This window comes from Caloramator sp. Dgby_cultured_2, assembly GCF_028872215.1.
Lineage (GTDB): Bacteria > Bacillota > Clostridia > Clostridiales > Caloramatoraceae > Caloramator > Caloramator australicus.
Genome location: NZ_CP118396.1, coordinates 89,796 through 115,978, shown reverse-complemented (window position 1 = coordinate 115,978; position 26,183 = coordinate 89,796). Strand labels below are relative to the sequence as shown.

General features: G+C 32.5%; 20 protein-coding genes, 10 pseudogenes and 1 other annotated feature. Of the genes and pseudogenes, 13 read left to right on the top strand and 17 right to left on the bottom strand.

Going from position 1 to position 26,183, the window contains the following annotated elements:
• Positions 1-90: 90 nt before the first annotated feature.
• The 3 genes from PWK10_RS00740 to PWK10_RS00730 all read left to right on the top strand — a co-directional run bounded on the left by PWK10_RS00740 (position 91) and on the right by PWK10_RS00730 (position 2,377).
• Positions 91-777, top strand: a complete 687-nt coding sequence (locus tag PWK10_RS00740) for a response regulator transcription factor (protein WP_274767070.1) — start codon at positions 91-93, stop codon at positions 775-777.
• A 593-nt stretch (positions 778-1,370) separates the two neighbouring features.
• Positions 1,371-1,559 (top strand): HAMP domain-containing protein, encoded by a 189-nt coding sequence (locus PWK10_RS00735; RefSeq protein WP_274767069.1) that lies wholly within the window; start codon positions 1,371-1,373, stop codon positions 1,557-1,559.
• Between the two features lie 5 nt (positions 1,560-1,564).
• Positions 1,565-2,377: a sensor histidine kinase gene (locus tag PWK10_RS00730; protein ID WP_274767068.1), complete on the top strand. Its 813-nt coding sequence runs from the start codon at positions 1,565-1,567 to the stop codon at positions 2,375-2,377.
• On the opposite strand, the gene PWK10_RS00725 is transcribed toward PWK10_RS00730, so the two are convergent.
• From PWK10_RS00725 to nrdD, 4 genes and pseudogenes are all read right to left on the bottom strand, one after another.
• Complete coding sequence (locus PWK10_RS00725; RefSeq protein ID WP_274768051.1) at positions 2,337-3,188, bottom strand: YeiH family protein; 852 nt, start codon at positions 3,186-3,188, stop codon at positions 2,337-2,339. The genes PWK10_RS00730 and PWK10_RS00725 overlap by 41 nt on opposite strands.
• Before the next feature lie 215 nt (positions 3,189-3,403).
• Positions 3,404-4,287 (bottom strand): annotated as a pseudogene (locus PWK10_RS00720) (LysR family transcriptional regulator).
• An 87-nt stretch (positions 4,288-4,374) separates the two neighbouring features.
• Positions 4,375-4,864: pseudogene (gene nrdG / locus PWK10_RS19215) on the bottom strand (anaerobic ribonucleoside-triphosphate reductase activating protein).
• Between the two features lie 58 nt (positions 4,865-4,922).
• Positions 4,923-6,956: an anaerobic ribonucleoside-triphosphate reductase gene (nrdD, locus tag PWK10_RS00710; RefSeq protein ID WP_446715275.1), complete on the bottom strand. Its 2,034-nt coding sequence runs from the start codon at positions 6,954-6,956 to the stop codon at positions 4,923-4,925.
• A gap of 307 nt (positions 6,957-7,263) precedes the next feature.
• Here nrdD and ppcA point away from each other — a divergent pair.
• Positions 7,264-8,867, top strand: a pseudogene (ppcA, locus tag PWK10_RS18240) (phosphoenolpyruvate carboxylase).
• Positions 8,868-8,878: 11 nt separating this feature from the next.
• On the opposite strand, the pseudogene asnA reads toward ppcA, so the two are convergent.
• The 7 genes and pseudogenes from asnA to PWK10_RS00665 all read right to left on the bottom strand — a co-directional run bounded on the left by asnA (position 8,879) and on the right by PWK10_RS00665 (position 13,696).
• A pseudogene (gene asnA / locus PWK10_RS00695) lies at positions 8,879-9,887 on the bottom strand (aspartate--ammonia ligase).
• 37 nt (positions 9,888-9,924) lie between these two features.
• Positions 9,925-10,170, bottom strand: a binding site (T-box leader).
• 35 nt (positions 10,171-10,205) lie between these two features.
• Entirely contained in the window at positions 10,206-10,361 is a 156-nt protein-coding gene (locus PWK10_RS00690; RefSeq protein WP_274767065.1) for a hypothetical protein, read from the bottom strand.
• Positions 10,362-10,436: 75 nt separating this feature from the next.
• Positions 10,437-10,631: a hydrogenase maturation protease gene (locus PWK10_RS00685; RefSeq protein WP_274768383.1), complete on the bottom strand. Its 195-nt coding sequence runs from the start codon at positions 10,629-10,631 to the stop codon at positions 10,437-10,439.
• A 24-nt stretch (positions 10,632-10,655) separates the two neighbouring features.
• Positions 10,656-12,002, bottom strand: a complete 1,347-nt coding sequence (locus tag PWK10_RS00680; protein WP_274767063.1) for a nickel-dependent hydrogenase large subunit — start codon at positions 12,000-12,002, stop codon at positions 10,656-10,658.
• A gap of 9 nt (positions 12,003-12,011) precedes the next feature.
• Positions 12,012-12,888 (bottom strand): annotated as a pseudogene (locus tag PWK10_RS00675) (hydrogenase small subunit).
• 10 nt (positions 12,889-12,898) lie between these two features.
• Positions 12,899-13,339, bottom strand: coding sequence for a cytochrome b5 domain-containing protein (locus tag PWK10_RS00670; protein WP_274767062.1), 441 nt, complete (start codon positions 13,337-13,339; stop codon positions 12,899-12,901).
• A gap of 36 nt (positions 13,340-13,375) precedes the next feature.
• Entirely contained in the window at positions 13,376-13,696 is a 321-nt protein-coding gene (locus PWK10_RS00665; protein WP_274767061.1) for an NUDIX domain-containing protein, read from the bottom strand.
• A gap of 229 nt (positions 13,697-13,925) precedes the next feature.
• On the opposite strand from PWK10_RS00665, the pseudogene rlmD reads away from it, so the two are divergent.
• The 5 genes and pseudogenes from rlmD to PWK10_RS00640 all read left to right on the top strand — a co-directional run bounded on the left by rlmD (position 13,926) and on the right by PWK10_RS00640 (position 17,613).
• A pseudogene (gene rlmD, locus PWK10_RS00660) lies at positions 13,926-15,265 on the top strand (23S rRNA (uracil(1939)-C(5))-methyltransferase RlmD).
• A 665-nt stretch (positions 15,266-15,930) separates the two neighbouring features.
• Positions 15,931-16,403, top strand: a pseudogene (locus PWK10_RS00655) (DUF2975 domain-containing protein).
• Positions 16,404-16,412: 9 nt separating this feature from the next.
• Entirely contained in the window at positions 16,413-16,622 is a 210-nt protein-coding gene (locus PWK10_RS00650; protein ID WP_274767060.1) for a helix-turn-helix domain-containing protein, read from the top strand.
• 26 nt (positions 16,623-16,648) lie between these two features.
• Positions 16,649-16,864, top strand: a complete 216-nt coding sequence (locus PWK10_RS00645; RefSeq protein WP_274767059.1) for a hypothetical protein — start codon at positions 16,649-16,651, stop codon at positions 16,862-16,864.
• Positions 16,864-17,613, top strand: coding sequence for a hypothetical protein (locus tag PWK10_RS00640; RefSeq protein ID WP_274767058.1), 750 nt, complete (start codon positions 16,864-16,866; stop codon positions 17,611-17,613). Before PWK10_RS00645 ends, PWK10_RS00640 begins: the two co-directional genes overlap by 1 nt.
• Before the next feature lie 598 nt (positions 17,614-18,211).
• On the opposite strand, the pseudogene ptsP reads toward PWK10_RS00640, so the two are convergent.
• From ptsP to PWK10_RS00610, 6 genes and pseudogenes are all read right to left on the bottom strand, one after another.
• Positions 18,212-19,813 (bottom strand): annotated as a pseudogene (ptsP, locus tag PWK10_RS00635) (phosphoenolpyruvate--protein phosphotransferase).
• A 13-nt stretch (positions 19,814-19,826) separates the two neighbouring features.
• Complete coding sequence (locus PWK10_RS00630; protein WP_274767057.1) at positions 19,827-20,087, bottom strand: HPr family phosphocarrier protein; 261 nt, start codon at positions 20,085-20,087, stop codon at positions 19,827-19,829.
• Between the two features lie 59 nt (positions 20,088-20,146).
• Positions 20,147-21,505, bottom strand: coding sequence for a PTS fructose transporter subunit IIC (locus PWK10_RS00625; RefSeq protein ID WP_274767056.1), 1,359 nt, complete (start codon positions 21,503-21,505; stop codon positions 20,147-20,149).
• Between the two features lie 29 nt (positions 21,506-21,534).
• Positions 21,535-21,962, bottom strand: a pseudogene (locus tag PWK10_RS00620) (PTS sugar transporter subunit IIA).
• Between the two features lie 16 nt (positions 21,963-21,978).
• Positions 21,979-22,698: pseudogene (locus tag PWK10_RS00615) on the bottom strand (1-phosphofructokinase family hexose kinase); the annotation flags it as partial.
• A 238-nt stretch (positions 22,699-22,936) separates the two neighbouring features.
• The gene (locus PWK10_RS00610; RefSeq protein ID WP_274767055.1) at positions 22,937-23,674 is read right to left on the bottom strand and encodes a DeoR/GlpR family DNA-binding transcription regulator; all 738 of its coding nucleotides are present in this window, start codon (positions 23,672-23,674) and stop codon (positions 22,937-22,939) included.
• A gap of 493 nt (positions 23,675-24,167) precedes the next feature.
• Here PWK10_RS00610 and PWK10_RS00605 point away from each other — a divergent pair, with 493 nt between their 5' ends.
• The 4 genes from PWK10_RS00605 (at position 24,168) to PWK10_RS18235 (ending at position 26,177) form a co-directional block, all read left to right on the top strand.
• Positions 24,168-25,022, top strand: coding sequence for a hypothetical protein (locus PWK10_RS00605; protein ID WP_274767054.1), 855 nt, complete (start codon positions 24,168-24,170; stop codon positions 25,020-25,022).
• Positions 24,989-25,180, top strand: coding sequence for a hypothetical protein (locus PWK10_RS00600; RefSeq protein ID WP_274767053.1), 192 nt, complete (start codon positions 24,989-24,991; stop codon positions 25,178-25,180). The genes PWK10_RS00605 and PWK10_RS00600 overlap by 34 nt, the downstream gene beginning before the upstream one ends.
• A gap of 128 nt (positions 25,181-25,308) precedes the next feature.
• Entirely contained in the window at positions 25,309-25,650 is a 342-nt protein-coding gene (locus PWK10_RS00595) for a hypothetical protein (protein ID WP_274767052.1), read from the top strand.
• A complete protein-coding gene (locus PWK10_RS18235; protein WP_342455595.1) occupies positions 25,572-26,177 on the top strand; it encodes an AAA family ATPase in 606 nt (201 codons plus the stop codon). The genes PWK10_RS00595 and PWK10_RS18235 overlap by 79 nt, the downstream gene beginning before the upstream one ends.
• Positions 26,178-26,183: the final 6 nt, after the last annotated feature.

The window sequence follows — 26,183 nt, the reverse complement described above, 5'->3', positions numbered from 1 at the left end:
ATTTATTAACATTTATGCAAATTTATTGTAAATATTTATCTATAAACTTTATAAGTATATTATAATTAAATGAAACGACGAGGTGTTATTATGATGGAAACTATCCTAATAGTAGATGACGAAGAAAGATTAAGGGATCTTTTAAAGGCTTATCTTATAAAGGAAAATTATAATGTTCTTACAGCTGAAAACGGCTATGAAGCATTAAAAATATTAAAGTCCCATAAGATTCACCTTGCTGTAATTGATGTCATGATGCCTGTTATGGATGGTTGGGCACTATTAAATGAAATAAGAAAAACCTCTTCCCTACCTGTCATAATGCTTACTGCAAAATCCGATGATGATGATAAATTATTAGGATTTGAACTTGGAACTGATATTTATCTTACAAAGCCTGTAAGTCCCAAGGTTGTAGTTGCAAATGTAAAGGCCCTTTTAAAAAGAACATATTATACAGAAGTAAATTCAAATCATACATCATATAATGGCATATATATTGATGAAGATGCCCATAGAGTCTTAATTGACGGTGAGGAGGTTTTCCTTTCGCCTAAAGAATTTGAAATACTTCTTTATCTTTTTAAAAATAAAGGTATAACCCTAACACGAGAAAAAATACTTGACGCAATTTGGGGATTTGATTATGATGGTGACTTAAGAGCAGTAGATACTCATGTAAAAAGGTTAAGGGAAAAATTAGGATCAAAGGGATACCTTATATCAACAGTTAGAGGCTATGGATACAGGTTTGAGGTGAAACATGATAAGAATTAAAAGTTTAACGACAAAATTGTTTTTAATAAACGCAGTAATTTTTATATCCTTCCTTCTTCTAACTATGTTATTTCTATCTCTTTTTTTGAAAAATTTTATATCTCACAAAAAATAAACGAAACTGAAAAAACATTAATCGAATTTGTAAATAAATACAAAGAAGCCAATACTATTTCAGAGGTAGAAGGCGTCCTTTTTGAAGTGGAAGAAAAGTCAAATTCCAAAATAATGGTTTTGAGCGAAAATCTAATGCCTAAAATTTTTAGATTAGATGGTAGGGACAAGGTATTAAAAAATAGATTGCTTTTAGATGTAATAAAAGGGATTAACCGGTCACAAATGAGATTTATAAGGAAAGGCAATAATATAACTACCTTTTTTTAACTGATAAAAGTGAGCCTATAATAGGCATTGTCAGCATATATAATTTAGACAATAAAGAGCTTATTATTTGCGCAACATCGTTACAGCCTATAAATGAGGCTGTATTTGTAATCAATAAAATATATATATATTTCATTCTGTTAGCCATTGGCATAATCCTTATATTATCATATTTATATTCCAAAATTATATCGAAGCCTCTAATTGAAATGAATAAAGTCGCAGTAAAGATGGCAAATCTAGATTTTAGCCAAAAATGCAACATAAAATCTGAAGATGAAATAGGAAGCCTTGCTAACAGCTTAAATGTCCTCTCTGAAAATCTAAACAATGCTTTAACTTCTTTAAAGGAAGCTAATGCAAAACTTGAAGAGGACATTGAAAAGGAAAAAAGCTAGACAAAATGAGAAGAGATTTTATTGCAGCAGTTTCCCATGATCTTAAAACACCTATTGCCCTCATTGAAGGCTATGCAGAAGCATTAAAGGATGGTATATTTGATGATAAAGATAAAGATTATTATCTTAAAATAATACTTGATGAAACAAAAAGTATGACAAACCTTGTTGAGGATATGTTAGAACTGTCAAAACTTGAATCAGGAAAATTTGAACTTTCAAAAGAAAACTTTAAATTGGATAAATTGATTAAAAGTATCGTTAATAAATTTAAAGGACCTATTGAAGAAAAAAATATCACTTTAAAATTAAATCTGATAGACGATATGGAAGTTTTTGCTGACTTTGATAGGATGAATCAAGTATTAACTAATTATATTACAAATGCAATAAAACATACTCCCGAAAACGGCACTATTTATATTAATATGATAAATGAAGATGGTCAAATTAAAGTAGAGGTCGAAAATACAGGCTCCCACATTCCTGATGAGGAAAAGGAAAGAATATGGGATATATTCTATAAACTCGACAAGTCAAGAAATAGAACACTTGGCGGAACAGGAATCGGGCTTTCTATTGTAAAAAACATCATGCAGCTTCATGGCGGGAGTTATGGAGTTGAAAACACCGACAAAGGAGTAAAATTTTATATAACGCTACCAAAAAGGGCTGCTAAGCAGCCCTTTAAAATTCATCTATTTTTTAACTGTAAATTACTTATTTTACCACTACTAAAAAGCATCTTCATACATCTTCTTTTAATTATGTTATTTTTTAAACTATATACGACATTAATAAACTTATTAACGAAATAAATAAACTTGATATAATGCCTAAATATAATGGCTTAAGTCCTACCTTTTTCATTGATGCTATATTCAAATCTAAACCAAGTCCAGCCATAGCTAATGTCATCAAATACCCATCTATCTTAACTAACAAGTCCAATATATTCTTAGGAATTTGAACAATAGAATTTATTATAACTACCCCAAGAAAAAACAACACAAAATGCGGAACAGAAACATTTTTTAAACTAAACTTGCTGTTTTCTCGTTTTGATGAAGCTAAACTCAATATTAACGTAACAGGTATAATATATAAAACCCTCGTTAACTTAACGATAGTTGCCTGTATTCCCACATCATTTGAAACAGCAAATCCTGCTGCAACTACCTGAGCAACTTCATGTATTGACGCTCCTGTCCAAATGCTGTATAGTTGTGAATTCATTTTAAAAATGTTAAATATAACCGGATAAATAAACATAAAGATAGTTCCTAAAACAGTTATAACTCCTATAGAATAAGCAACATCTTCTTCATCTGACTTTATAATAGCATCTGCAGCCGCAATAGCTGCAGCTCCACATATAGAAATACCTGTTGCTAATAATATGGTTAATTTTTGTTTTAAATTAAATTTCTTACCGAGGTAATTTGTAAGCAAAATAGCAGATGTGCTTGAAATTAAAATTATAATAACAGCTTTAGGTCCAATTTTTAAAATCTGTGAAAAGCTAAGTTTAAATCCAAGAAGCACTATTGCAACTCTAAGTACCTTTTTAGAACAAAATTTAATTCCATCTTCAAAGTTTTGGGATACGCCTACTGTATTTTTATTAATCCTCCAAGTATAATTGCTATTATCAATGTGCTTAAATTAAGTTTTTTATTACCCATATGTTTTGAAGTAAATATGTTAGAACAGTAATAATTATACCTGCTACAACACCTGGGATGATCTTTGTATCCATAATTTTAACACCTCCTTTTTAAATTTTAAACTCAAACAAATAATAAGTAAAATAATATTATTTTATATCATCCATAACATAATAGTTATATACTAACAAAGTTGTATGCATAATCAATAAACACATTTAGTAGATTTGAAAAATATTTGTCCTTATGATATATAAAATAAAATTTTCTACTTAAATCAACATCTTTTACCTTTAGCATAGAAATACGCCCTAAGTTTACTTCATCCTTAACACACCTTTTAGACACACAAGAAATACCTAAATTAGCCATCACTGCTTTTTTATAGCTTCTGTATTTCCAAGCTCAAAGGCAACTTTGTATTCTATACTGCTTTTATAAAATGCCTTTTCAAAAACCTCCCTCGTTCCACTTCCAACTTCTCTTAATATAAACTTTTCATCCTCTAACTCCTTTTTGTCAATTTCATTAAATTTAGCTAACCTATGATTTGAAGATACTATAACCACAAGCTCATCATCGCAAAAATCCTTAACTACTATTTCTTCTGAATAGATAGGTCCTTCAACAAAAGCAATATCAATTTTGTTTTCCAACAACATACTCTCGATAATCTTGGTATTTTCAATTGCAATTGAAATTTCAATATCTTTGAATACATCACTAAAACTTCCAATTATTTCAGGAAGAAGATAAATCCCTATAGTCGTGCTTGCACCTATCTTCAATTTTCCATATTTTAAGTTAGCAATATGCTCTATTTTTGTTCTACATTCATCATAAATATTTAATATTCGCCTAACATACCCTAAAAAATTTTTCCTTCATAAGTTAAATAAAGTTTTTACCAATTCTCTCAAAAAGCTTAACCCCAAGCTCCTCCTCTAATTCAGAAATAGCCATACTAACTGCCGGCTGACTTATATATAAATTTCTAGCTACTTCTGTCATATTAAGAGATTTAGCTACTTCAAAAATATTTTTAGTTTTCTCTCATTCATCCTTGTGCCTCCCTTCCATTTCTAAGCCAAGCTTAAGTTCATTATAGCAAAAATCTATTATAAAAACTTAGGGCTGCAGCTGCAGCCCTAAAAATCTACGGTTATTACTTTATTTAATTCTAAACTCCTTTTAACATCAATAATCCTTTGATTTCTTGAACCCCTAAATTTTAATTTTAAATCCTTCTCCTTTAATATAAAAGGTCCATCTATTAATATATCTATATTTTTCAGTAAGTTTAAATATTTATATTCTTTTATAAGATCATCAAAATAAAATCCTGTATAAGCAATAATATGATAGTTATGCTTTTTTAACATATTTGCAAGATAAGAAAATGCTTCCGCCTGAAAAAAGGATCTCCTCCAGTAAAGGTTACACCGCCTATAAATCTTCTTTTAAAATATCATTATAAATATCTTCAGCATCCATTAAAACACCTTTATTAAAATCATGGGTTGATGGATTATGACATCCTTTGCAGTTGTGGCTACATCCTTGAGCAAAAATTGCATATCTTATTCCAGGACCATCAACAAAACTTTCCCTTTCTATTCCCGCTATTCTTATTTTCATCTTATCACCTCATTTTATAAAATTAAGCGGCGTTTTGCCGCTTAATTCCACCCATGCTTTACTCTATCATAAAGTTCTTTTTCTTTGCATCATTAAATCTGTCAATAGTAGATAAATATCCTGTTATTCTCCTTATCCTTCTTATATCTTCACTACCACATTCTGGACATTCGTTATGGATAATTCCCCTATGTCCGCATACTCTGCACTCATCTATCGGGAAGTTTATTCCTGCATATCCAACATCGCATTTTGCCATCCATTTTAGTATCTTTTCAAAGGCCTCAATATTGTTTTCGACTGTAGATGGGAGTTCAACATAGCTTATATGTCCACCATTGCAAAGTTTATGGAATCTTCCCTCTATTTCAATTTTGTCAAAAATGCTAATTTCTTGTGTTACTGGAACATGGTATGAATTAGTATAATAATCCTTATCAGTAACACCTTCAATTAAACCAAACATTTTTCTATCGTATGGAACAAATCTTCCTGCTGTTCCTTCTGCCGGCGTTGCATAGCAAACAAAATTTAGCCCTGTTTCTTCTGATGTTTTATCTGTATACTTTCTTATATATTCAATTATCCTATAACCTAATTCTAATGCTTCCTTATCCTCGCCATGATGCTTTCCAATAAGTGCCTTTAAAGTTTCTGCAAGTCCTATAAATCCTATTCCTAAAGTTCCATTTTTTATAGCTTCCCTTATAGTATCTTCTTCCTTTAAATTTTCTGAACCCATATAAAGCTTTTGTCCCATAAGGAAAGGAAGGTCCTTTACCCTAAGATTTGCAAGCACTTCAAATCTATGAAGAAGCTGCCTTTTACATAGATCTAAAATTTCATCTAAGTTCTTAAAGAAACCATCGATATTTCCAAATCCAGCCTTAAGAGCAAGCCTTGGAAGGTTTATTGTAACCGGTGCTATATTCCCTCTCCCTGCTGATATTTCAAGGCCGTTTCTGTTTTGAATTGTTCTTGTTCTACATCCCATATATGAAATCTCATCGCCGTATTTTGCATTGAAGCTTGAATCCATAAAGCTAAAGGTTGGATTCATTCTATGGGCTGCAACCTTCATTGCAAGTTTAAATAAATCGTAATTTGGATCGCCTTCTTCAAAGTTTATTCCTTTTTTAATTCTAAACACAAGGTTAGGGAATATCGGACTTTCTCCCCTTCCAAGCCCCTTATCAAAGGCTTCAAGCATTGCTCTTATTACCATTCTTCCTTCTTCTGAAGTATCTGTTCCAAGGTTTATGCTGCTAAAGGGGACTTGTGCTCCTGCCCTTGAATGCATGCTGTTTAAATTATAAACAAGGGCCTCCATAGCCTGGAATATTTCTTCATAGGATGGCTTTTCTTTAAAGGTTCTTATAACCGCAGCCATAGCTTTATCGAAATGGGGGAAACTTTGACCGCCATACATATCGTTTTGATTGCTTTGAAGAATTATTGCTGCTTGTGCTGTTGCAGAGGATATCCTCTTTGGCGGACGAATATATCCATATCCTGTATTAAAGCCATTTAATAAAAGCTTTGTAAGATCTATTTGAAGACAATTTAAAGTTTTGCCGTAAAAGTCCAAATCATGGATATGAATATCGGCATTAATATGCGCCTTTGCCATTTCTTCCGGAATCACATTATGTAAATAATACTGTTTACTTGCAGCTGATGCAATTTGCAGCATCTTAGCTGAAGGAGAGTTCCCTATGTTTGCGTTTTCTCTGCTTGTTTCCTTTAATATTTCCTTTACAACATCCATAAGCTCACTTTTTGCTTCTCTATATCTTGTTCTTTTGGCCCTATATAAAATATACGCCTTTGCAGTTTTTGCATGACCGTTTTCTATCAAAACCTTTTCAACACAATCCTGAATAAATTCCACTGTTGGAATTTCCTCATTTGGAAGGTTGTTCATAATGTAGGATATTACCTTCTCAGTTAATTCTTCGGCCTTTGAATAATCCGTTCCCCCTACGTTTTGAGCTGCCAAATAAATAGCTCTTGTAATTTTTTCCTTTGTGAAGTTTACTACTCTCCCATCCCTCTTTTTACTTGAGTAAGCATCAAAATCTCCCCTTTTCAAAAATTACCACAATATTTTGTGCACTTTAAAAATTTTACCCACTATATATAGTTTTGTCAAATTAAGTTTATTTTATTTTTTAATCTAAAAACATATTAAATTCACTTTTTCTAAAAATATCTTTTCTTATTTAAAATAATCGTCATTTGACATCATGAAAATCGTAATGAAATTTACTAAAATTATTATTGCAAATTCATTGAAATTTTGCCCTAAATTTATTATTATATAAGTATGTTATGAAATTTTTGTATCATTATCTTGCATAAAAGAATAGAATATAATATATATGCTTAGGAGTGATTTTATGAAAATCCCAAAAACCATGATGACTCAGCATCCTGATAACGCAGCAGAGTATATTTCTATTCAACAAGAACCAGAAGAAGCCTTGTTTTCTCTTCTCCCTCAAGATTTAGGGGGACTTGGCATTGATGAGGTTATGATAGATTTTGAAGGAAAATTAACACCTTATCATCAACCCCTTCAAGTGGCAAACGAGCTTTTTCATAATGGTCTAATCCCTGGCAAAGATGTCTTTATAACTCCAAGACTATCAAGTGCAGATAAAGAAACAGTATTTAGACAAATCATGTGCATAATGGCTGCAGTTGAAACAAATTTTTCTATGTTTGAAAAAACACAATATCAAGCAATAAAGGAAGTAATCGTCCCCATGTGCGAATCTTCTAAGGATCTTATTGATACCCTTTCTCGAATTCAATCAGTAATTGAACTTGGAAACAAAAACTTTAGTATCAAATTTGATGAAGACTCAATAAATATTATTCCTCTATTCGAAGATGTGGTCTCCCTTGTAAATATCGACAATTTATTAGAAGAATTTATAGATGGTTTAAAAAATAAACCAAAGTATATAAGGTTCATGATCGGAAGAGCTGATTCCGCCTTATCCTATGGAATGGTATCAAGCGTCTTGGCAGTCATTTTATCTATTTCTAAAGCAAAGAAATTAGAAAAAATAAACCCCACTAAAATTTACCCTATAATGGGTTGTGGTAGTCTACCTTTTAGAGGGCAACTTACCTTTGAAAATATAGAAAACTTTCTTAAGACATACTCAGGAATAAAAACCGTAACAATTCAATCGGCATTAAGATATGATCATGGATTTGAAAAAACAAGAAGCCTTGTAAAATATATAGAACAAAACATAGACAAATATAAAGCAAAGGAATTTTCAAATGAAGAAATTTCTATAATAAAAGATTTTATCTCCATTTTTACAAAATATTATCTTAAATCCTTTTAAAAATCGCAGAAACAGCAGCAAATATATCCATCTTTATTCCCAAAAATCGCGACAGATTGGCAGCTTCTAAGAAGGGATTATCCTATCATAGGGAATTTGTTGACCTTAATAAATTTGCAACAATAATCGAAAACGAAAAAACAAAAGAAGAAATTTTAGAAATCGATACCACCTTAAATGTAAACATCCCAAGGGCAATTTCCTTTACCGCTGCAATGTATACCATAGGGATGCCACCCGAATTCTTAGGAACAGGCCGTGCCCTTAGAGAAATTAAAAATAAATATGGTGATTTTGGAATAGAAAAGCTCATTGAAATTTATCCACAGATAAAAAACGATATGGAATTTGCTTTAAAATATGCGAATCCAAACATTACAAAGCGTTTTATTGCAGAAGAAGTAAGGAAGGAATACGAAATAGATATAGCCCTTACAAGAGAAATACTAAATCTTGATTTTGACGTGGAAGCAAATATAGAAAACAGCTTTTACCATACCCTTTTAAAAACCGCAAGGCCAATACTTTTACATCTTTTAGGCAAGGAGTCTCAAATACTTGATAATAATTGTCAAGAATACAATATTTTAAAAGAATTAATTATAAAATTAGGAAGTATTAGAGGTGGATTAGGTTAATCCACCTCTATCTATAAAAGCATTATATTGTTTTCCAAACATTTCGTATATAGCTCCTCATCCCATACGGAAACTTGAACTTCTCCTATATGGGCCTTTCTTAAAAGAACATGCATATCCTAGATTGTCCTATGCCTCCACCAACAGTATAGGGTAATTCTCCCCTAAGGAGCATCCTATGGAAGGAAAGATTAGTCCTTTCCATGCACCCTGCCTTTTTAAGTTGATATATCAATGATCTTTCATCAACCCTAATCCCCATAGATGAAACCTCAAAGGCACAGTTTAAAACCGGATACCAAAATATTATATCTCCATTTAACTTCCAATCATCATAGTCTGGCGATCTACCGTCATGTTTTATTCCTGATTTTAGTGTATCTCCTATTTGCATAATAAAAACTGCCCCTTCTTTCTTTGCAATTTCCCTTTCCCTCTCCTTTGGTGTTAAATTAGGATATAAGTCCTCAAGTTCTTGACTTGTAACAAAAAAATGTCATCAGACAATATAGGCGTTATTGTTTTATATTTTTTACAAATATAATCTTCCGTCCTCTTAAACACATCATAAATATCCCTTACAATCCTCTTTAATGTTTCGACGTTTCTATCCTTTTTATCTATTACAAGTTCCCAATCCCATTGATCAACGTATATTGAATGAAGGTTATCTAAAGTTTCATCTCGTCTTATTGCATTCATATCGGTGTATAAACCTTCACCTACAGAAAAACCATATCTTTTTAAGGCAAGCCTTTTCCATTTAGCTAGGGATTGAACAACTTCTAGAGTATCATCTTCAATGTCATAGGCATCAAATCCAACCGGTCTTTCTGTTCCATTAAGGTAATCGTTTAAACCACTTTTCCTTTTTACAAACAATGGTGCCGAAACCCTTGTAAGATTTAGCTTTCGTGCAAGTTCCCTTTCAAAGTAATCTTTAATATTTTTTATGGCTATTTCTGTTTCCTTTAAACCTAATAAAGGAACATAATCCTTTGGAAATATTAACCTTTTCATTTTATCCCCTCCTTTGTAATAAAAAACCTTTCATCCCTAATGGGACGAAAGGTTACTTCCGCGGTGCCACCCAAATTAGCAAAGCCCTCTTTAACGATACGGAGATAAACTCGATATCGCCTACCTTTTAACAGCGTAGCCCCGTCTAAGCCTACTTTTGCAATTCGCAATTTCGGTTAGAGGCTCCAAGATGTTCTTCGGAATAAGTCTAGCGCTAACCTCCCACCATCGTTAGCTCGCTGAAGCATCAACTTGTTCCTACTCTTCTTATCATCGCCTTTGCAATATTTTATTTTTATTTTTTCTTTTTAAAAATAATTATACTTTATAATTCAAATTTGTCAATATATTAGTAATTAAAAACAACGTTTTATTTGCAATAAAATAAATTTCATCCTGCAATTTCTTGCTAAGTCCAATTTTAAAATCTATATCTTCTACTTCTATGCCGATTATATAAATTTCTTTAGCCATTTTAGATATAATATTCCATGGAAAAAAACATGGCAAAAAATTCATTTTGCTCTGGGAGTTCGGGCTTAAATATTTTTACTTCCCTACATTTTCTGAAGATATCATGGCATCTACAAAGATTACTACATCATCTTCTTCTATTATGCTAAATAAAAAATTTATATCCGTTTCTAATATAAAAACCTCAATATTATTCTCTTCAAGCTCTTTTTTAATTATTTTCAATACCTCAACCGAAACCCCATCATCCCCCATTAAAATATTACCTATTCCAATTACCTTTACCCCATTCCTTCATCTCCTTACGGTTACATGAGTTGCACAGGATATGCAAGGATCAAAGCTTCTTACGATTCTACCAACCTCAACTATATCATTTACATCATTAATTTTAGTCCCCATCAAGGCCTTTTCTGTTGTCCCAAAAGAATTTTCATCCCTTGGTGAAAAGTTCCATGCAGATGGGGTTATTATGTCATAACCATTTATAATATCCCCTTCTAAACTTACAAAGTGAAGTAATGCACCCCTTGTTGTATCTGTAAGTCCTATCCCTTCAGCTTTATCTTTAAATTGATATTTTATCCTTTCTTCAACAGGCTCTATCCTTTCTATCAAAACTTGCATTATTTTTAATATAACTGATGCCTCAAGACACCTTGCTGTTATCCTATCCATGGTTGAGTTTTGAAATTTATATCTTCCGCTTAGGATCATCCTTGCTAAAGGGCCCACCTCCATAGCCCATTTATCATATCTTGGGGACTTAACAAAGGAATAGGCTCCTTCTTTGTTTATATCTTCTACTACTTGCCCACCTTCTATCTTATACCATGAGTAAACTATATTTTCTCTAATTTTGTCTTTATCAAAGTCTTGCCTTATCCCATTTATAATAACCGAAGGCTTTACATAGAAAAAGTCTTCATAGTCAAATAGTCCAAAGCTTAAAAAATTGTTATATGTGTCTCCCTTTTCAAAGTAATCGCTGTAATAATTAGAAATAATATCTACATCCTCAAGCATGTAATTATCTACAAAATCCTTTATTTTATTTATCATAGATTTTAACTCTTCTATTTTAAATCTATCCAAAGAGCCAGTTACAACTCCCGGTAAAATACCGTGATTGTGGGGCGATTTACCCCCTAAAAGGGCAACTCCAACATGGGCTAGTTTACTATACTCTATGCTCTTTATATAATCCTCTTGAATCTTCTTGTTTAAATTATCTGGAAGTCTATAATCCTTATGACATGTTTCTGATACAGGATTAATAGAATCAAATTTGACATAATCCGGAACTGTAAATAGGTAAAAATGTCTTATGTGGTTTTGAATTATATCAAAGGCGTGTATTAAGTCGCGGATATATCTTACATTTAACGAAGGCGTTATTTCTAGTGCATCCTCAAGAGCCAATGTTGATGCGACAGAATGAGCTGATGAACAAATGCCACATATCCTTTCGGTTAAATAAACAGCATCTAAAGCATGCCTTCCCTTTAAAATTTTCTCAAAGCCCCTAAACAGATTCCCAACCGCCTTTGCATCAACTATCTTGTCACCCTCAATTTCAACCTCTATCCCCAAAAATCCACTCATCCTTGTTATAGGATCTATAACAACTGTCTTTCCCATATTATCCCCCTAAAACCTGATAAAAGGCTCCATGCCGTCTGGAAAATAAGCATTAGCACATCCAATACAGGGAGTATTATCACCTATCGGCCAGTTAATACCGCTATTCCATCTTCTAGTTGGGCAATCTGTTCTTGTCACAGGGCCTCTACAGCCTAATCTAAACATACAATAGGGCTCCCCTACATTTTGTGCAAATATTCTATTGTTAAAATAGGTCCTCCTTGGGCAAAAATCATGGATGGTAAATCCGTAAAATAATAAAGGTCTTCCCTCATCATCAAGTTCTATGCCATCGTTTGTTATAAGATATGCCAAAGTGCCTATAATCCAATCCGGATGGCAAGGGCACCCTGGAAGATTAATTACGTCTCTTCCTAAAATCTCCTTTGCGCTTTTTGATTCGGAAGGGTTAGGATTTGCCTTTGATACCCCGCCAAAGGAGGCACATGTTCCAACGGCAATAACATGCTTTGCCTTATTACCTGAGATTTCTACAGCTTCAAGAACAGTAATTTTTTACCCTTATAACTTGCTATTACATTAAAAAGCCCATTTTCCCTTGTAGAAATAGCCCCTTCAATAACAAGAATAAATTCTTCTTTAATTGTTTCTAAAAAGATTTCAAAGGCTTTCTCACCATCGCAGGTCATAAGGCTGTTGCTAAATTTTAAGTTGATCATATTGTTAAGAAGATATATTACATCAGGGTAATTGGCATTTAAAGGGAAATGGTGTTCCCAGAACACCCAGTCCCTTCAATCCATACTACATTTGGCTTATTAACCCTTCCATTTTTAATTAGCGTAATAGCTTCTTCTGCTAAAATGTTTGATAATGAGTTTTTGTTTTTTATAATTTCTTCTACGCAACCGCTAATCTTCAACCGATATCCCCTAAAGATTGCTTCCTTTTATCTTTCCTACTACTTCAAGTTTTGAAAGTTTATCTTCACTTTCATGACATTTATTATATTCCTCAGTAACATCTTTACCAGCCAAAACTCCAAAATGGCTTCCTCCGCCCCACGAAGCAATTAAAGTTACATCATAAACAATTCCATTTACAGCAACATAGGCTGGTTTTCCATTCCTTCCATCAAAATTTGCAAGTTCCTCCAAAGTAAATTCTTTTAATTCCCTCTTACCTTCATTTTGTCTTAAAATATTTAATGCCTCCTCTAATTTTAAATAGGCTTCGTCTATGCTGTCTATTATCATATTTTTGTAATGTTCCTTCCCAAGGGGGCATAAGGTCAAAAACTCCATCGAATAAAGTTCTTTTATTCTTTCTAAAATTCTTTCTAGATCCTCCTTTAATTTACAAATATCCTCCACAAGACCACTCCACATAATTTCTTTAGTAAAATTATATTAATTTACGTCCCCTAAATATACGATATCCTCAAAACTTCCATCTTCTTTAATCACTTCAGACAATTTTTTAGGATATATTCTAACATCCTTTAAATTCTTTAGATCTATCCATTCTATCCCTATTTGATATGCATCCTTTTCATTTGCCTTTTCATAGTTTATTTCACCCTTTAAAAAGCATATAAACATATATTCTATTTGGTGGACATCGCTATCCCACTCTTTAAATTCATGATTTTTCCCAATGTAATCCCTTACAAATTTTAAATCTCCAACCTCAACTTCAGCACCTATTTCCTCTTTGCATTCCCTTTTCAATGCCTCTATTATATTTTCCCTTTATTTTGCCCACCACCAGGAAGAAGATAAAATATCCCAAACTGATCCTTATTTTTGTGCATAAAAGCTTGCCATCTTTAATTATTATTGCCTTAGCAGAATTTCTAATAGACATAGTCCACCTCCAAAACCATATTATTCTTGAGAAATACTATAATTAATTATATAATAACTTAATAGTTATAACATAATGTTAGGAGGATGCAAGTTGAAAAAGGGAGAAATTTACGAAGTTGAAATAAAGGATGTTAACTTTCCTAATAAGGGAATAACAGTTATAGATGGTAAAACCGTATATATCAAAAATGCTATATTAGGTCAAAAAGTCAAAATAAAAATAGTAAAAAACAAAAAAGATTACGCTGAAGGAATAATCATAGAAACTATAGAAAGGGCAAATAATGAAATAAACCCTCCCTGCAGCGTTTTTGGTTTATGTGGCGGGTGCTCCTATCAATCCCTACCCTATGAAGATCAAATTGCTTTAAAGTCAGAACAAGTAAAAAATTACTTGATGAAGCAGGAATTAAATACGAATTTCTAGGAATTGAAAAAGTCCATTAGAGTTTGGATATAGAAACAAAATGGAGTTTACGTTTGGAGATGATGAGGGAAAACTAGCTTTAGGGTTGCATAAAAAAGGAAAGTTCTATGAAGTTATTACAACAGATGATTGCAAAATCGTCCACGATGATTTTAATAAAGTATTAGATGCTACCCTTTCCTATTTTTCTAAACTTAATATCCCATACTACAGCAAAAAACTCATGAGGGATATTTAAGGCATCTTGTTTTAAGAAGGGCCTTTAATACTAACCAACTGCTTATAAACATCGTTACTACCTCACAGTTAATTTTTGATTTTAAAGAATATGTTAATATGATTCTTTCATTAAACTTAGAAGGAAAAATAATGGGAATACTTCATACGATAAATGATTCCATTTCAGATGTGGTTCAAAGCGACAAAACAGAAATACTATACGGAGTTGATTTTATAGTCGAAGAAATATTAGGGCTCAAGTTTAAAATAACAGCCTTTTCCTTCTTTCAAACTAACTCTAAAGGCGCAGAAAGATTATATTCGGTTGTAAGGGATTTCGCAGGTGATACAAAGGATAAAATTATTTTCGACCTTTATTCAGGAACAGGAACGATAGCTCAAATTATGGCACCTGTTGCTAAAAAGGTTATTGGAATAGAAATAGTTAAAGAAGCTGTTGAAGCAGCAAAGGAAAATGCAAAGTTAAACAACTTAGAAAACTGTGAATTTATCGCCGGGGATGTCCTTACAAAGGTGGATGAATTAAACATAAAGCCGGATATCATAATTCTTGACCCACCAAGGGACGGAATTCATCCTAAGGCTATAAATAAAATAATCAATTTTAAAGCACCAAAACTCGTTTATGTATCTTGCAAACCCACATCCCTTGCAAGGGATTTAAAGGTATTCGTAGAAAACGGATATAAGGTAAAAAAGTAAAATGCGTTGACATGTTCCCACATACACCACACGTTGAGACTGTTGCGTTAATAGACAGATAATAACTAAAATTTAGGGGTAGAAGGCTGTTGAAAAAGTTATATTTTGATAAGCCCCGTGAAGGATTTCTTGGCATTCGCTCATTTCGCTAAGCAATTCTAAGCTTTTCTTTGTTATCAAAGTCCTACCCTCGTGAGCCGACATCCGTGTCGGCCACTCGGCTCTGCACGTCCATGTGCAGAATTACGGACTTTTGAAAAGTCGATAAGCAAGAATTGCTAAAGCTCATGAGAGATGCCTTTTTGAAATCCATTCACGGGGCTCTTGTAAAGTATGAACACCAAAGAGGGTTTGTCTACAATCTGCGGGGTTAGATCAATCTAACCCCTTTTTATACTTATAACATATAAATTACTGTTCCACCTATTATGTTGTTTTGCTTTAAAAATGCTGCAATACTATTTAATTATACCTACTAATTCTGGTAGTCCAAAGGGAAATACAGGCTGCCTTTAATGCCCTTCCCATGTATATCCCCTTTTTCAGTCTTTAGCAATTATTATATCAAAATATTCCTTCTAATTCATGCTATTTTCATTAATTATAAGTTATATTAATTATCAAATATTTTGTCGATAAAAATTTATTATTTTTCAATAATATTTTATTGTATTTCAATAAATAATGTATTAAAATATAATTAACATTATAAAGTGAGGTGCATTTTATGAAACGAGAAACCCTATTTTTAAAAACAGCCATTTTGTTTATCGGAATTTTTGTTTTTGGACTATGTGTATTTGGGCTACCGATGGTAGCAATTGATGCTGCAAAGATTTATCCTAAATTTGTTTACATGCCAATCTTTGCTGGATTATATATATCTGTTGTTCCCTTTTATTTGCTCTATTTCAAGCAATAAATATATTAAACTACATTGATAAAAACAAAGCCTTCTCAGATTTATCGGTAAAGGCTCTAAAATATATAAAACAATGTGCGGTTATAATTAGCATTATTTATATTTCTATGATGCCATTTTTGTATATCATTGGAGAAAAAGACGACGCTCCAGGTATTATTCTAATTGCACTTATAATTATATTTGCTTCCTTTGTAGTTGCAGTATTTGCTGCAGTTCTCCAAAAGCTTCTTGAAAAGGCAATTGAGATAAAATTAGAAAATGATTTAACGATATGAGGTGAAAATATGGCAATTATTATAAACATTGACGTGATGCTTGCTAAAAGGAAAATGAGTGTCACTGAACTTGCAGAAAAGGTTGGAATTACTATGGCTAATCTTTCGATATTAAAAAACGGAAAGGCCAAAGCTATAAGGCTATCAACATTAGATGCAATATGCAGAGCTTTAGATTGCCAACCTGGCGATATTTTAGAATATAGAAAAGATGAATAATCTATTGATTTATGGGAGGTTAAAATATGGATGTTAGTAATTTTATTTTAAAAAACATCGATAATCCCCACGAGCTTGAAAAAATGTTTAGAAAAGATCCTGAAGAATTTAAAAAGGAATTTGAAATCGCCTGGAAGCAAAAACCTGATTCTCAGGTTCTTTCAGTTTGGTATGAAAGGTTATATTTTAATGATAACGCTGGTTCAAAAATAAATTCAATATGCAAAATGATTTTTTGTTAATGGGTATTTTAGCAATATTAGCTGGAATAAGCACAAGAATATTGATGCATTTTGTTGAAGGAGAAATAATTGCTCCTGCTAATCTTGTATTTAGTGTAATTCCCTTTATTGCCGCTTATTTTATTTACAAAAGCAATCCAAGAAAAAGTATAGTTTACACAATAACATCCTTGTTTTTAGTTTCAATTCTTTATATCAATACTCTTCCTTTAGAAAATAAAGATAGCATTATTCTTGCTCAAATACATCTTCCGATATTTTTATGGGTATTATTAGGTCTTTCATTCGTTGGAAATGATTATAAAAATACTTTGAAAAGATTAGCGTATCTAAAATTCAATGGTGAATTTTGTATACTCTATGCCAGTATGGCAATTAGCGGGATGATACTAGCAGCTTTAACTATACAACTATTTAGCATTCTCGGAATGGATATTTCTGAAATCTATTTTGAAAATGTGGTTTTATTCGGTGCTTCTACCCTTTCTGTTGTTGCATCATATTTAATAATTAATAACCTTAAACTGACTAAAAATATTGCACCATATTTAGCAAAAATATTTAGTCCGCTTGTATTAGCCACATTATTTGTTTATTTAATTACAGCACTTTTAATTGGTAAAAACCCATTCGTAGATCGCAACTTTTTATTGACTTTTAATGGTGTTCTAATTGTTGTATTGGCTGTAATAATATATTCCATTACAGAAGGCAGAAATGAAGAAAAAAGAATATTACTGATTATATAAATTTTGCCCTTATAATCCTTGCGCTTTTAATCGACAGCGTTGCTTTATCAGCAATAGTATTTAGGCTTTCTTCCTATGGTATTACTCCAAATAGAATTGCAGTATTGGGTGCAAATTTGCTTATTTATATAAATCTAATATGGATTATGCATGCCTATTTGCGTTTCCTTAAAAACAAGACAGATTCTTCATCAATCCAAAAGGTTATAACTAATTATCTTCCAATATATGGTTTATGGGCAGCATTTGTAACATTTTCTTTCCCTATTATCTTTAAATAATGTATATATGATTATATATATATTAGTAAGGTGGGTTGCAATATGGCAATAGAAACAGTTCGTGAATACCTAAAAAATATAACAAAGACAAGGATATTATAGAACTAAACACATCAAATAAAAATATAATAATAGAAGTATATGAAAACAATGAAAAGATAATTAATTTAACTTCAGAAGTTAAATCAAAGGGGATAATAAATACATTAAATTTGCAAAAAGAAATTAATCTTTTAATCGACAAATCCTTTGTTGACATAGCTGATTACATAAGAGAACAAAAATAAATCCATAGACTAATGCTTAGTCTATGGATTTTAATATTTCCTTTTTACTTTAAGAACCGATGGTGCACTCATGCTAAGCTCGTCTATTCCATAATCTATTAAAAGGGGGATCATACTAATGTCAGAGGCCATTTCTCCACACATTCCAACCCATTTACCTTCTTTATGGGCATTATCTATAACCATTTTAATCAATCTTAGAATTGCAGGGTGGGACGGTTCATAAATATTAGAAACTTTCTCATTCATCCTATCAACAGCTAAAGTGTATTGAATCAAATCATTTGTGCCAATAGAGAAAAAATCAACTTCTTTAGCAAGCAAATCCGATATAATAGCAGCTGAAGGAACTTCTATCATAATACCTATCTCAATTTTATCAGAAAACTTTTGTCCTGCCTTTTTCAATTCAGCTTTAACATCCTCTAAAATCTCCTTCGCCCTTTTTATTTCATCCACCTTAGAAATCATAGGGAACATTATTTTTAAATTTCCATAGATTGAAGCCCTTAAAAGTGCTTTAAGCTGCGTTTTAAATAAATCCAATCTCTCAAAACAAAGCCTAATTGCCCTTAAACCTAAAAATGGATTCATCTCCGTCCCAACATCTATATAAGGTATCTTTTTATCTCCACCAACGTCTAAAGTTCTTATGATTACAGGTCTACCCTCCATCTTTTCTAAAACGTATTTGTAAACCTCAAGCTGTTCTTCCTCTGTTGGTGCTGTTTCCCTATTCATGAATAAAAATTCCGTCCTAAATAGTCCAATCCCATCAGCACCATATTTTAAAGCAACATCAACTTCCTCTTTAGAAGAAATATTTGCTGCAACTTCAATTCTTTTGCCGTCCTTTGTTAATACCTTTCTATCTTTATATATTAATAGTTCCCTTTTCTCTTCCATTTCCCTTTGGATTTTATTTTGGTATTCATCAATTAGACTTTCATCAGGATTTATATATATAATTCCCTTTACCCCATCTAAAATGATTAAATCCCCAGTTTTTAATATTTCCGTTGCATCCTTTATCCCTGATACTGCAGGAATTTCAAGGGCCCTTGCAATAATTGCTGAATGGGATGTTTTTCCCCAAGTTCAGTTATAAATCCAAGGACATATTCTCTATTGAGCTGAGCTGTATCTGAAGGCGTTAAATCCTTTGCAACTATAATACATTTATCCTTTATATCGCCAATTGAAGTTTTTTCTTCTCCTTTAAGAGCTCTTATTATTCTGCCTCCAATATCCCTTATATCCGCTGCCCTCTCCCTCATATATTCGTCTTCCATGCTCAAAAATACCTTCAAACATTTCAACCGTTTCCTTAACTGCATATTCAGCATTAATATTTTGTTTTATTTTTTCTATGACAGAAGCCCTAAACTCTTCATCCTCTAAAATCATAAGATGAGCCTCAAATATTAAAGCCTTTTCTTCTCCAAAGTTTTTAACTGCATTTTCTTTAATTACTTCTATTTCTTCCTTTGCTTTTAAAATTGCCTCTAGAAATCTTTTTATTTCCTTTTCAGTATCCTTGACTTCATATCTATTAATTGCATTTTCTTCTTCCCTTATTACATACGCTTTTCCTATTGCTATTCCTGATGATGCTGCAATGCCCTTTAGCATAAAAACATCTCCTTCATTCAACAAATGTTTCTATTAAGTTTATTATAGCATCCATTGCTTCCTTTTCATCTTCTCCATTTGCTTTTATTATTATTTCATCTCCATTTGATACCCCTAATGATAATACGCTCAATATACTTTTTGCATTTACATCTTTTCCGTTTTTATTAATCATAATTTCACTTTTAAACTTATTGGCCTCCTTCACAAGAAGGCTTGCTGGTCTTGCATGAAGCCCTGTAGGATTTTTTATTATTACTTTTCTTTCTATCATAGTATTCCCTCCAATTCTACTACATTATAAAAGGCAGGAGGCCCTGCCTTTTATTAAATTTATCTTTTTGGTTTAAGTGCAGAAATCATAAATCCAGTAACTAAGGTTCCTATAATTATTGCTATCGTATAGAGGAATAATCCTCCTACAGCATTTGGAATTGGCAATACGAATATTCCACCATGCGGAACTGCAAGAGTGCACTTAAATGCCATTGAAAGGGCTGCAGTAACTGCAGAACCGACCATTATGGATGGTATTATTCTAAATGGATCTGCCGCTGCAAATGGTATAGCACCTTCTGTTATAAAGGATATTCCAAGGAAAAATGCTGCTTTTCCAGCTTCCCTTTCTTCTTCAGTAAATTTATCCTTTGCAATAAGGGTTGCAAGGGCAACTCCAAGAGGTGGAGTCATACCAGCCGCCATAACTGCAGCCATTATCATAGATGGTTGACCTGCTGCAAGGGTTGAAACCGCAAAGGTGTATGCTGCTTTGTTTACTGGACCTCCCATGTCAAAGGCCATCATAAGTCCTAAAATTATACCTAAAGTTATAGCACTGCCTCCACTCATATTCTTAAGCCAATTTGCCATAGCATTATTAATCGCAGCTACCGGCCCACCTATTATATAAATCATACCAAGGCCAACAATAAGTGTAGAAAGAAGAGGTAATATTAAAACCGGCATAAGCCCTTCCATAGTCTTTGGAAGTTTAATAACCTTCTTTAGCCATGCTACAACATATCCTGCAGCAAAACCTGCTATAATACCACCTAAGAAACCTGCTCCAAGTTTTCCAGCAAGAACACCGCCAACCATACCTGGAACAAGACCTGGTCTATCAGCTATTGAAAAGGCTATAAAACCTGCAAGGATTGGAACCATCAATGAGAAGGCACCGCCACCACCGATATCCATGAGGGCTGCAGCTAAAGTTCCCTTTTGTTCAAAAGCCTTAATACCAAACATAAAGGATAAAGCGATAAGTATACCACCTGCAACAACAAATGGAATCATGTAAGAAACACCAGTCATTAGGTGCTTATAGGCTCCAGTTATCTTTTCCTTAGATTCCTTTTTTGCCTCAAAAACCTTGTCTACATATTCCTTCTTTTCCATAGCCATAGCCTTTTGAATTAATCCCTTTGCATCCTTTATTGCGTCTTTTACACTAGCTTTTACAATAGGTAGTCCCCTGAACCTTTCCTCGTCAACTTTTGTGTCAACTGCCAAAATAACTGCATGGGCTCCTTTAATATCCTCATTTGTTATTTCGTTTTCTGCACCAACAGAACCCCTTGTTTCAACCTTAATGTCCACTCCAAGCTCCTTTGCTGCAATTTGCAATGCCTCCGCCGCCATGTAGGTATGAGCTATACCTGTAGGGCAGGACGTAACTGCTAAAATTTTCATAGAAAAATCCCCCTTTAACATATTTAAATTTAATTGAAGGCATTAATAACATCCTCAAAATCCTTTGCATTAAAAAGCTTCTGTCTAACATCCTCATGCATTAGTTTCCTTGATATAAAGCTAAGTATATGGAGATGGGTATCAGCTGCATCTTCTGGAACAGAGATTAAAAAGAATATATGTGCAGGCTTTCCATCCATGGAATCAAAATCAATTCCATTTTTGATACTCCAAAGGTTATGCATGGCTCTACAACCGAAGAATCCTTACCATGTGGTATTGCAATTCCCATTCCTATTCCTGTTGAAAATTCCTCTTCTCTTTTTAGAACGGCCCTTTTAAAGGATTCTTTGTCCTTCAATTTACCATCCTTGTAGAGCATCTCAATTAACTCATCGATTGCTTCTTCCTTTGTCCTTGCTTTTAAATCAAAGGACACCCTTTCCTTTGAAAACATCATCTTTATGTCCAATTTACATCCACCTTTCAATTTTAATTTTTTTCATTAGCTTATTAATGTTTTCTAACTTCGGCGATTTTGTTCCTTCCTCAATAATTGCAGCTGTAGCAGAAGATACGGCTAATCTAAAAACTTCCTCATCCTCCATATTTTTAGATTCACCAAAGGCAATAGCTGCCACCATTGCATCCCCTGCTCCTACAGTGCTTTTAACCTCCACCCTTTCAGGATAAGCATAAAATATCTTATCCCTTGTTACATAAAATGCCCCATTACCTCCCATCGAGATAACCGCCTTTTCTGTCCCTTGGCTTATCAATTCCTTTCCTACTGAAGCTATGGAATTTAGATCATCTTTAAAATCCATTATCATCCTAAGTTCATTAATATTAGGTTTAACTATGTCTGGCTTTGCTAAAAGTCCATTTTTTAGAGCCTCTCCATCTGCATCTAATATCGTTATAGCACCTATATTCTTTAAAAGTTTAATCAACTCAAAATAGATATTGTTATCAGCTCCCTCAGGAAGGCTTCCTGATAATACAAATATATCTCCTTGCCGTGCATAATACTTTATTTTTTCAAATAATTTATTAATATCCTCTATAGTAATCCCAAACCCTTTTTGATTTATATCAGTAAAAATGTCGAATTTATTCTCTACTAATTTTATATTTGTCCTCGTTTCACCTTCTACATAAATAAAATCATGTTTAATTCCAAGCCTATCAAGCTGTTTAGTAAAATTCCCCTATTTTCTTGTCCTAAAAATCCAAGGGCAATACTTTCTCCACCAATGGATTTAATAACTTTAGAAACATTAATACCCTTTCCCCTATATCGATTAAGCTTTTAATGCTCCTATTAACATCCCCTTTACAAGTTCATCCAAATATACAGCCATATCAAAGGCAGGATTTAAAGTAACTGTGTAAATCAATTTATCTACCACCTTTATTCTGTTATAACTTCTACACCAAGTTTTTGTATTTTACCTTTTCTTCATCCTCCATATTATTTGTAATGATATAATTTACCCTCGATACCGGGCATATCAATGAGAATGTTACTTCATTAAATTTTGAACTATCTACACAAAGGTAAACTTCCTTTGCGTTTTCCATCATGGCTCTTTTTACATTTGCCTCCATCGAATTTGGTGTTGTAACTCCAAATTTTATTGAGACTCCATTTGCTCCAATAAAGGCCTTATCAACTCTAAATTGCCTTAACGTGTCTTCAGCAATAAATCCTACCATAGCCTTTGTTTTTGGTCTTATAATCCCACCTGTTATAATAACCTCAATGTCTTCCCTGCTTGAAAGGTCATTGGCAAGATTTACTGAGTTTGTAATTATAGTTACATTTTTAGCGGTAATATATCTTGCAATATATTGGGTTGTAGTTCCGGCGTCAAGGATAATTGTATCGCCGTCGTTAATAAGCCTTGCTGCAATCTTTCCTATATAGTCCTTTTCACAAAGATACTTGTCCTGTTTTTCAATAAAGGAAGGTTCAAAATTAGTATGAAAACTGTTTACAGCACCACCATGGGTTCTTACTATTGCCCCCATAGTTTCAAGTTCATTTAAGTCCCTTCTTATGGTAGATTCAGATACATTGAACATTTTAGCAAGTTCAGAAACCTTTACACTTTGTCCACCTTTAATCAGCTCGATTATCTTATTTTTCCTCTCTTCTGCAAACATATAATCACCTAATCTCATTTTTGATTATTTATATTATAATTTATGCTCACTTTTGCTCATTTATGACTATTTTAATTATAAATCGTCAGAAAATTAATGTCAAGAAAAAAGCATCCGTAAATTTGGATGCTTTAAAAATTTCTTAAAACTGTGATAAATCCATCTAAAATTTGGTGGCTTATTTTAAAACCCTTTTTCAAGTAAAAATTCAATGCCTTATCGTTTCCGTTGGATACAAATATAAATATATCTTTTATAATATCGAAGGACTTAAGCCACTCCATTGATCTATTAAAAAATGCACTAATTGTAAAAATTACACTATAGACACATAACTTCTTATAAGATAAAATAAATTTATGGTAATAATTGTTAATACAAAAATTTTAGTCAATAATAATCCCCTATAAACGAGGTGTTATAAAGTGAATCAAAATATTCAAACAAAAATACCTTTACTTGGAAAGATTTTTACGTTGAATTTGCCAATAGGTTGCTTGCTTATAAAAACAACCGGCCGCAACTTCTTACAATAATCAAAGATACCTATGATGATGTAGGATTACGCTACCCTTTTTTAGAAAAGGATGGAAAACCAATTGATGACATTTGTCCATTTACAGTATTTGGATGTTTCAACAAAGGAATAACCATTGAAAATCGAATAGCCATTATGAAAAAATTAGGTGATAAACTTGGTGTTAAAGCCAAAACACCAACTGAATTTAATGGTATTCCAATATTGAACAATTTGAAGGCTTGGTTTTTCGGCTTTAAAGCAGACCGTAGCGAAGATGATATTGATAATCTTTGGAATCTTTTTGAAGCAGCAATAAAATATGCAGATAATCCATCTAATGACAACGAGTTATTATTTATAACTTATTTTGACAAAGTAAGGAAGCAGCAAGGGGTAAAATGGAATATAACTGTGGGACTTTACTGGATACGTCCACTATTTTATCTAAATCTTGATGAACGTAATAGAAAATACTTAACTCAAATCAATACTCCATATTATTCAAAAATAACCAGTATTTCTGATTTAAAACAATTTCCTGATGCAAAAACTTATTTGGAACTCATTTCAACTTGTAGAACAATATTTGAAGATATTAACTGCCCTCATAAAAGTTTTCCAGAATTGTCATATGCAGCATGGGAAAGCACAATTATAGAAAGTCAAAATGATGGTTGGATTTTTCAAGTTAATCCTAATTATTATGACGTTATAGGTGCTGTTAAGGATCTTGAAATTATAACATGGAGCATTAAGCAATATCAAAATCAAATAAAAAAGGTGATCGTGCATATATGTGGGTTTCAGGTCAAAATGGTGGAATTATAGCTTCAGGTATTATTCTATGTGAACCAGAAATTAGACAAGATGAAGATTCAGATCCTTATATAATTTCAGATAATATTAATTCAGGGGAATATCCTGTTGTAGATATTAAACTTACACATAAATTAGTTGATAATATTTTAAAAAAGAGGATTTATTAGCAGATGAACGTTTAAAAAATATAAGCTTTTTAAAATTCCCAAATCAAACAAATTTTAAATTAACTAATGAACAAGCAAATATAATTGATGCCATTATCACTAATAAAATTCAGTATAAAGAAAAATTTATGTTAGGTTCACCTAAAAAGCGATATTGGATTTATGCACCAGGTGAAAATTCTTCCAAGTGGGATGAGTTTTATTATCAAGGTATTATGGGAATAGAATGGGACGAAATGGGCGACCTTAAACAGTATAAAAGCAAAGAAGATATGAAAGCAAAGATGAAAGAACTATATGGCCCTGAATTGTCATATAAAAATTCTGCTCTTGCAACTTGGCAGTTTGCAAATGAAATACAAATTGGCGATATTGTTTTTGCTAAAAAGGTATGTATAAAGTTATCGGGCGAGGTATTGTTGAAACAGACTATATATATGATCCCAGTCGTAAAAGTTATAAACATATAAGAAAAATTAAATGGACTCATAAAGGCGAATGGGAACATCCTGGACAAGCAGTAATGAAAACACTTACTGATATTACTCCTTATACCGATTATGTTCAAAAATTAGAAGCTATATTCATTGAAGATAACAATTCCGTCATTATCGAAGAACCAGAGATAAAATATGAATCTTATACTAAAAATGACTTCCTAAGTGAAGTATTTATGACTGCTGAGCGTTATGATACTTTAGTCAATCTACTAAAAACGAAGAAAAACATAATTTTACAAGGTGCACCTGGAGTGGGCAAAACCTTTGCAGCTAAAAGGCTAGCATTTTCAATAATGGGTCAAAAAGACACAAGCCGAGTTATGATGGTTCAATTTCACCAAAGCTACAGCTATGAAGATTTTATTATGGGCTTCCGTCCCTCTAAAAACGGATTTGAACTCGCATATGGGCCTTTTTACCAATTTTGTAAAGCAGCCCAAGATGATGATGAGAGGGATTATTTCTTTATTATTGATGAAATTAACGTGGAAATGTAAGTAAAA

Coding starts and splice junctions, on each gene's coding strand:
- PWK10_RS00740 (WP_274767070.1), top strand. CDS start 91: ATGATGGAAACTATCCTAATAGTAGATGACGAAGAAAGATTAAGGGAT.
- PWK10_RS00735 (WP_274767069.1), top strand. CDS start 1,371: ATGAATAAAGTCGCAGTAAAGATGGCAAATCTAGATTTTAGCCAAAAA.
- PWK10_RS00730 (WP_274767068.1), top strand. CDS start 1,565: ATGAGAAGAGATTTTATTGCAGCAGTTTCCCATGATCTTAAAACACCT.
- PWK10_RS00690 (WP_274767065.1), bottom strand. CDS start 10,361: ATGGCTAAAGAAATTTATATAATCGGCATAGAAGTAGAAGATATAGAT.
- PWK10_RS00680 (WP_274767063.1), bottom strand. CDS start 12,002: ATGGGAAAGACAGTTGTTATAGATCCTATAACAAGGATGAGTGGATTT.
- PWK10_RS00650 (WP_274767060.1), top strand. CDS start 16,413: ATGGCAATTATTATAAACATTGACGTGATGCTTGCTAAAAGGAAAATG.
- PWK10_RS00645 (WP_274767059.1), top strand. CDS start 16,649: ATGGATGTTAGTAATTTTATTTTAAAAAACATCGATAATCCCCACGAG.
- PWK10_RS00640 (WP_274767058.1), top strand. CDS start 16,864: ATGGGTATTTTAGCAATATTAGCTGGAATAAGCACAAGAATATTGATG.
- PWK10_RS00630 (WP_274767057.1), bottom strand. CDS start 20,087: ATGATAGAAAGAAAAGTAATAATAAAAAATCCTACAGGGCTTCATGCA.
- PWK10_RS00625 (WP_274767056.1), bottom strand. CDS start 21,505: ATGAAAATTTTAGCAGTTACGTCCTGCCCTACAGGTATAGCTCATACC.
- PWK10_RS00610 (WP_274767055.1), bottom strand. CDS start 23,674: ATGTTTGCAGAAGAGAGGAAAAATAAGATAATCGAGCTGATTAAAGGT.
- PWK10_RS00600 (WP_274767053.1), top strand. CDS start 24,989: ATGTGGGTTTCAGGTCAAAATGGTGGAATTATAGCTTCAGGTATTATT.
- PWK10_RS00595 (WP_274767052.1), top strand. CDS start 25,309: ATGTTAGGTTCACCTAAAAAGCGATATTGGATTTATGCACCAGGTGAA.
- PWK10_RS18235 (WP_342455595.1), top strand. CDS start 25,572: ATGTATAAAGTTATCGGGCGAGGTATTGTTGAAACAGACTATATATAT.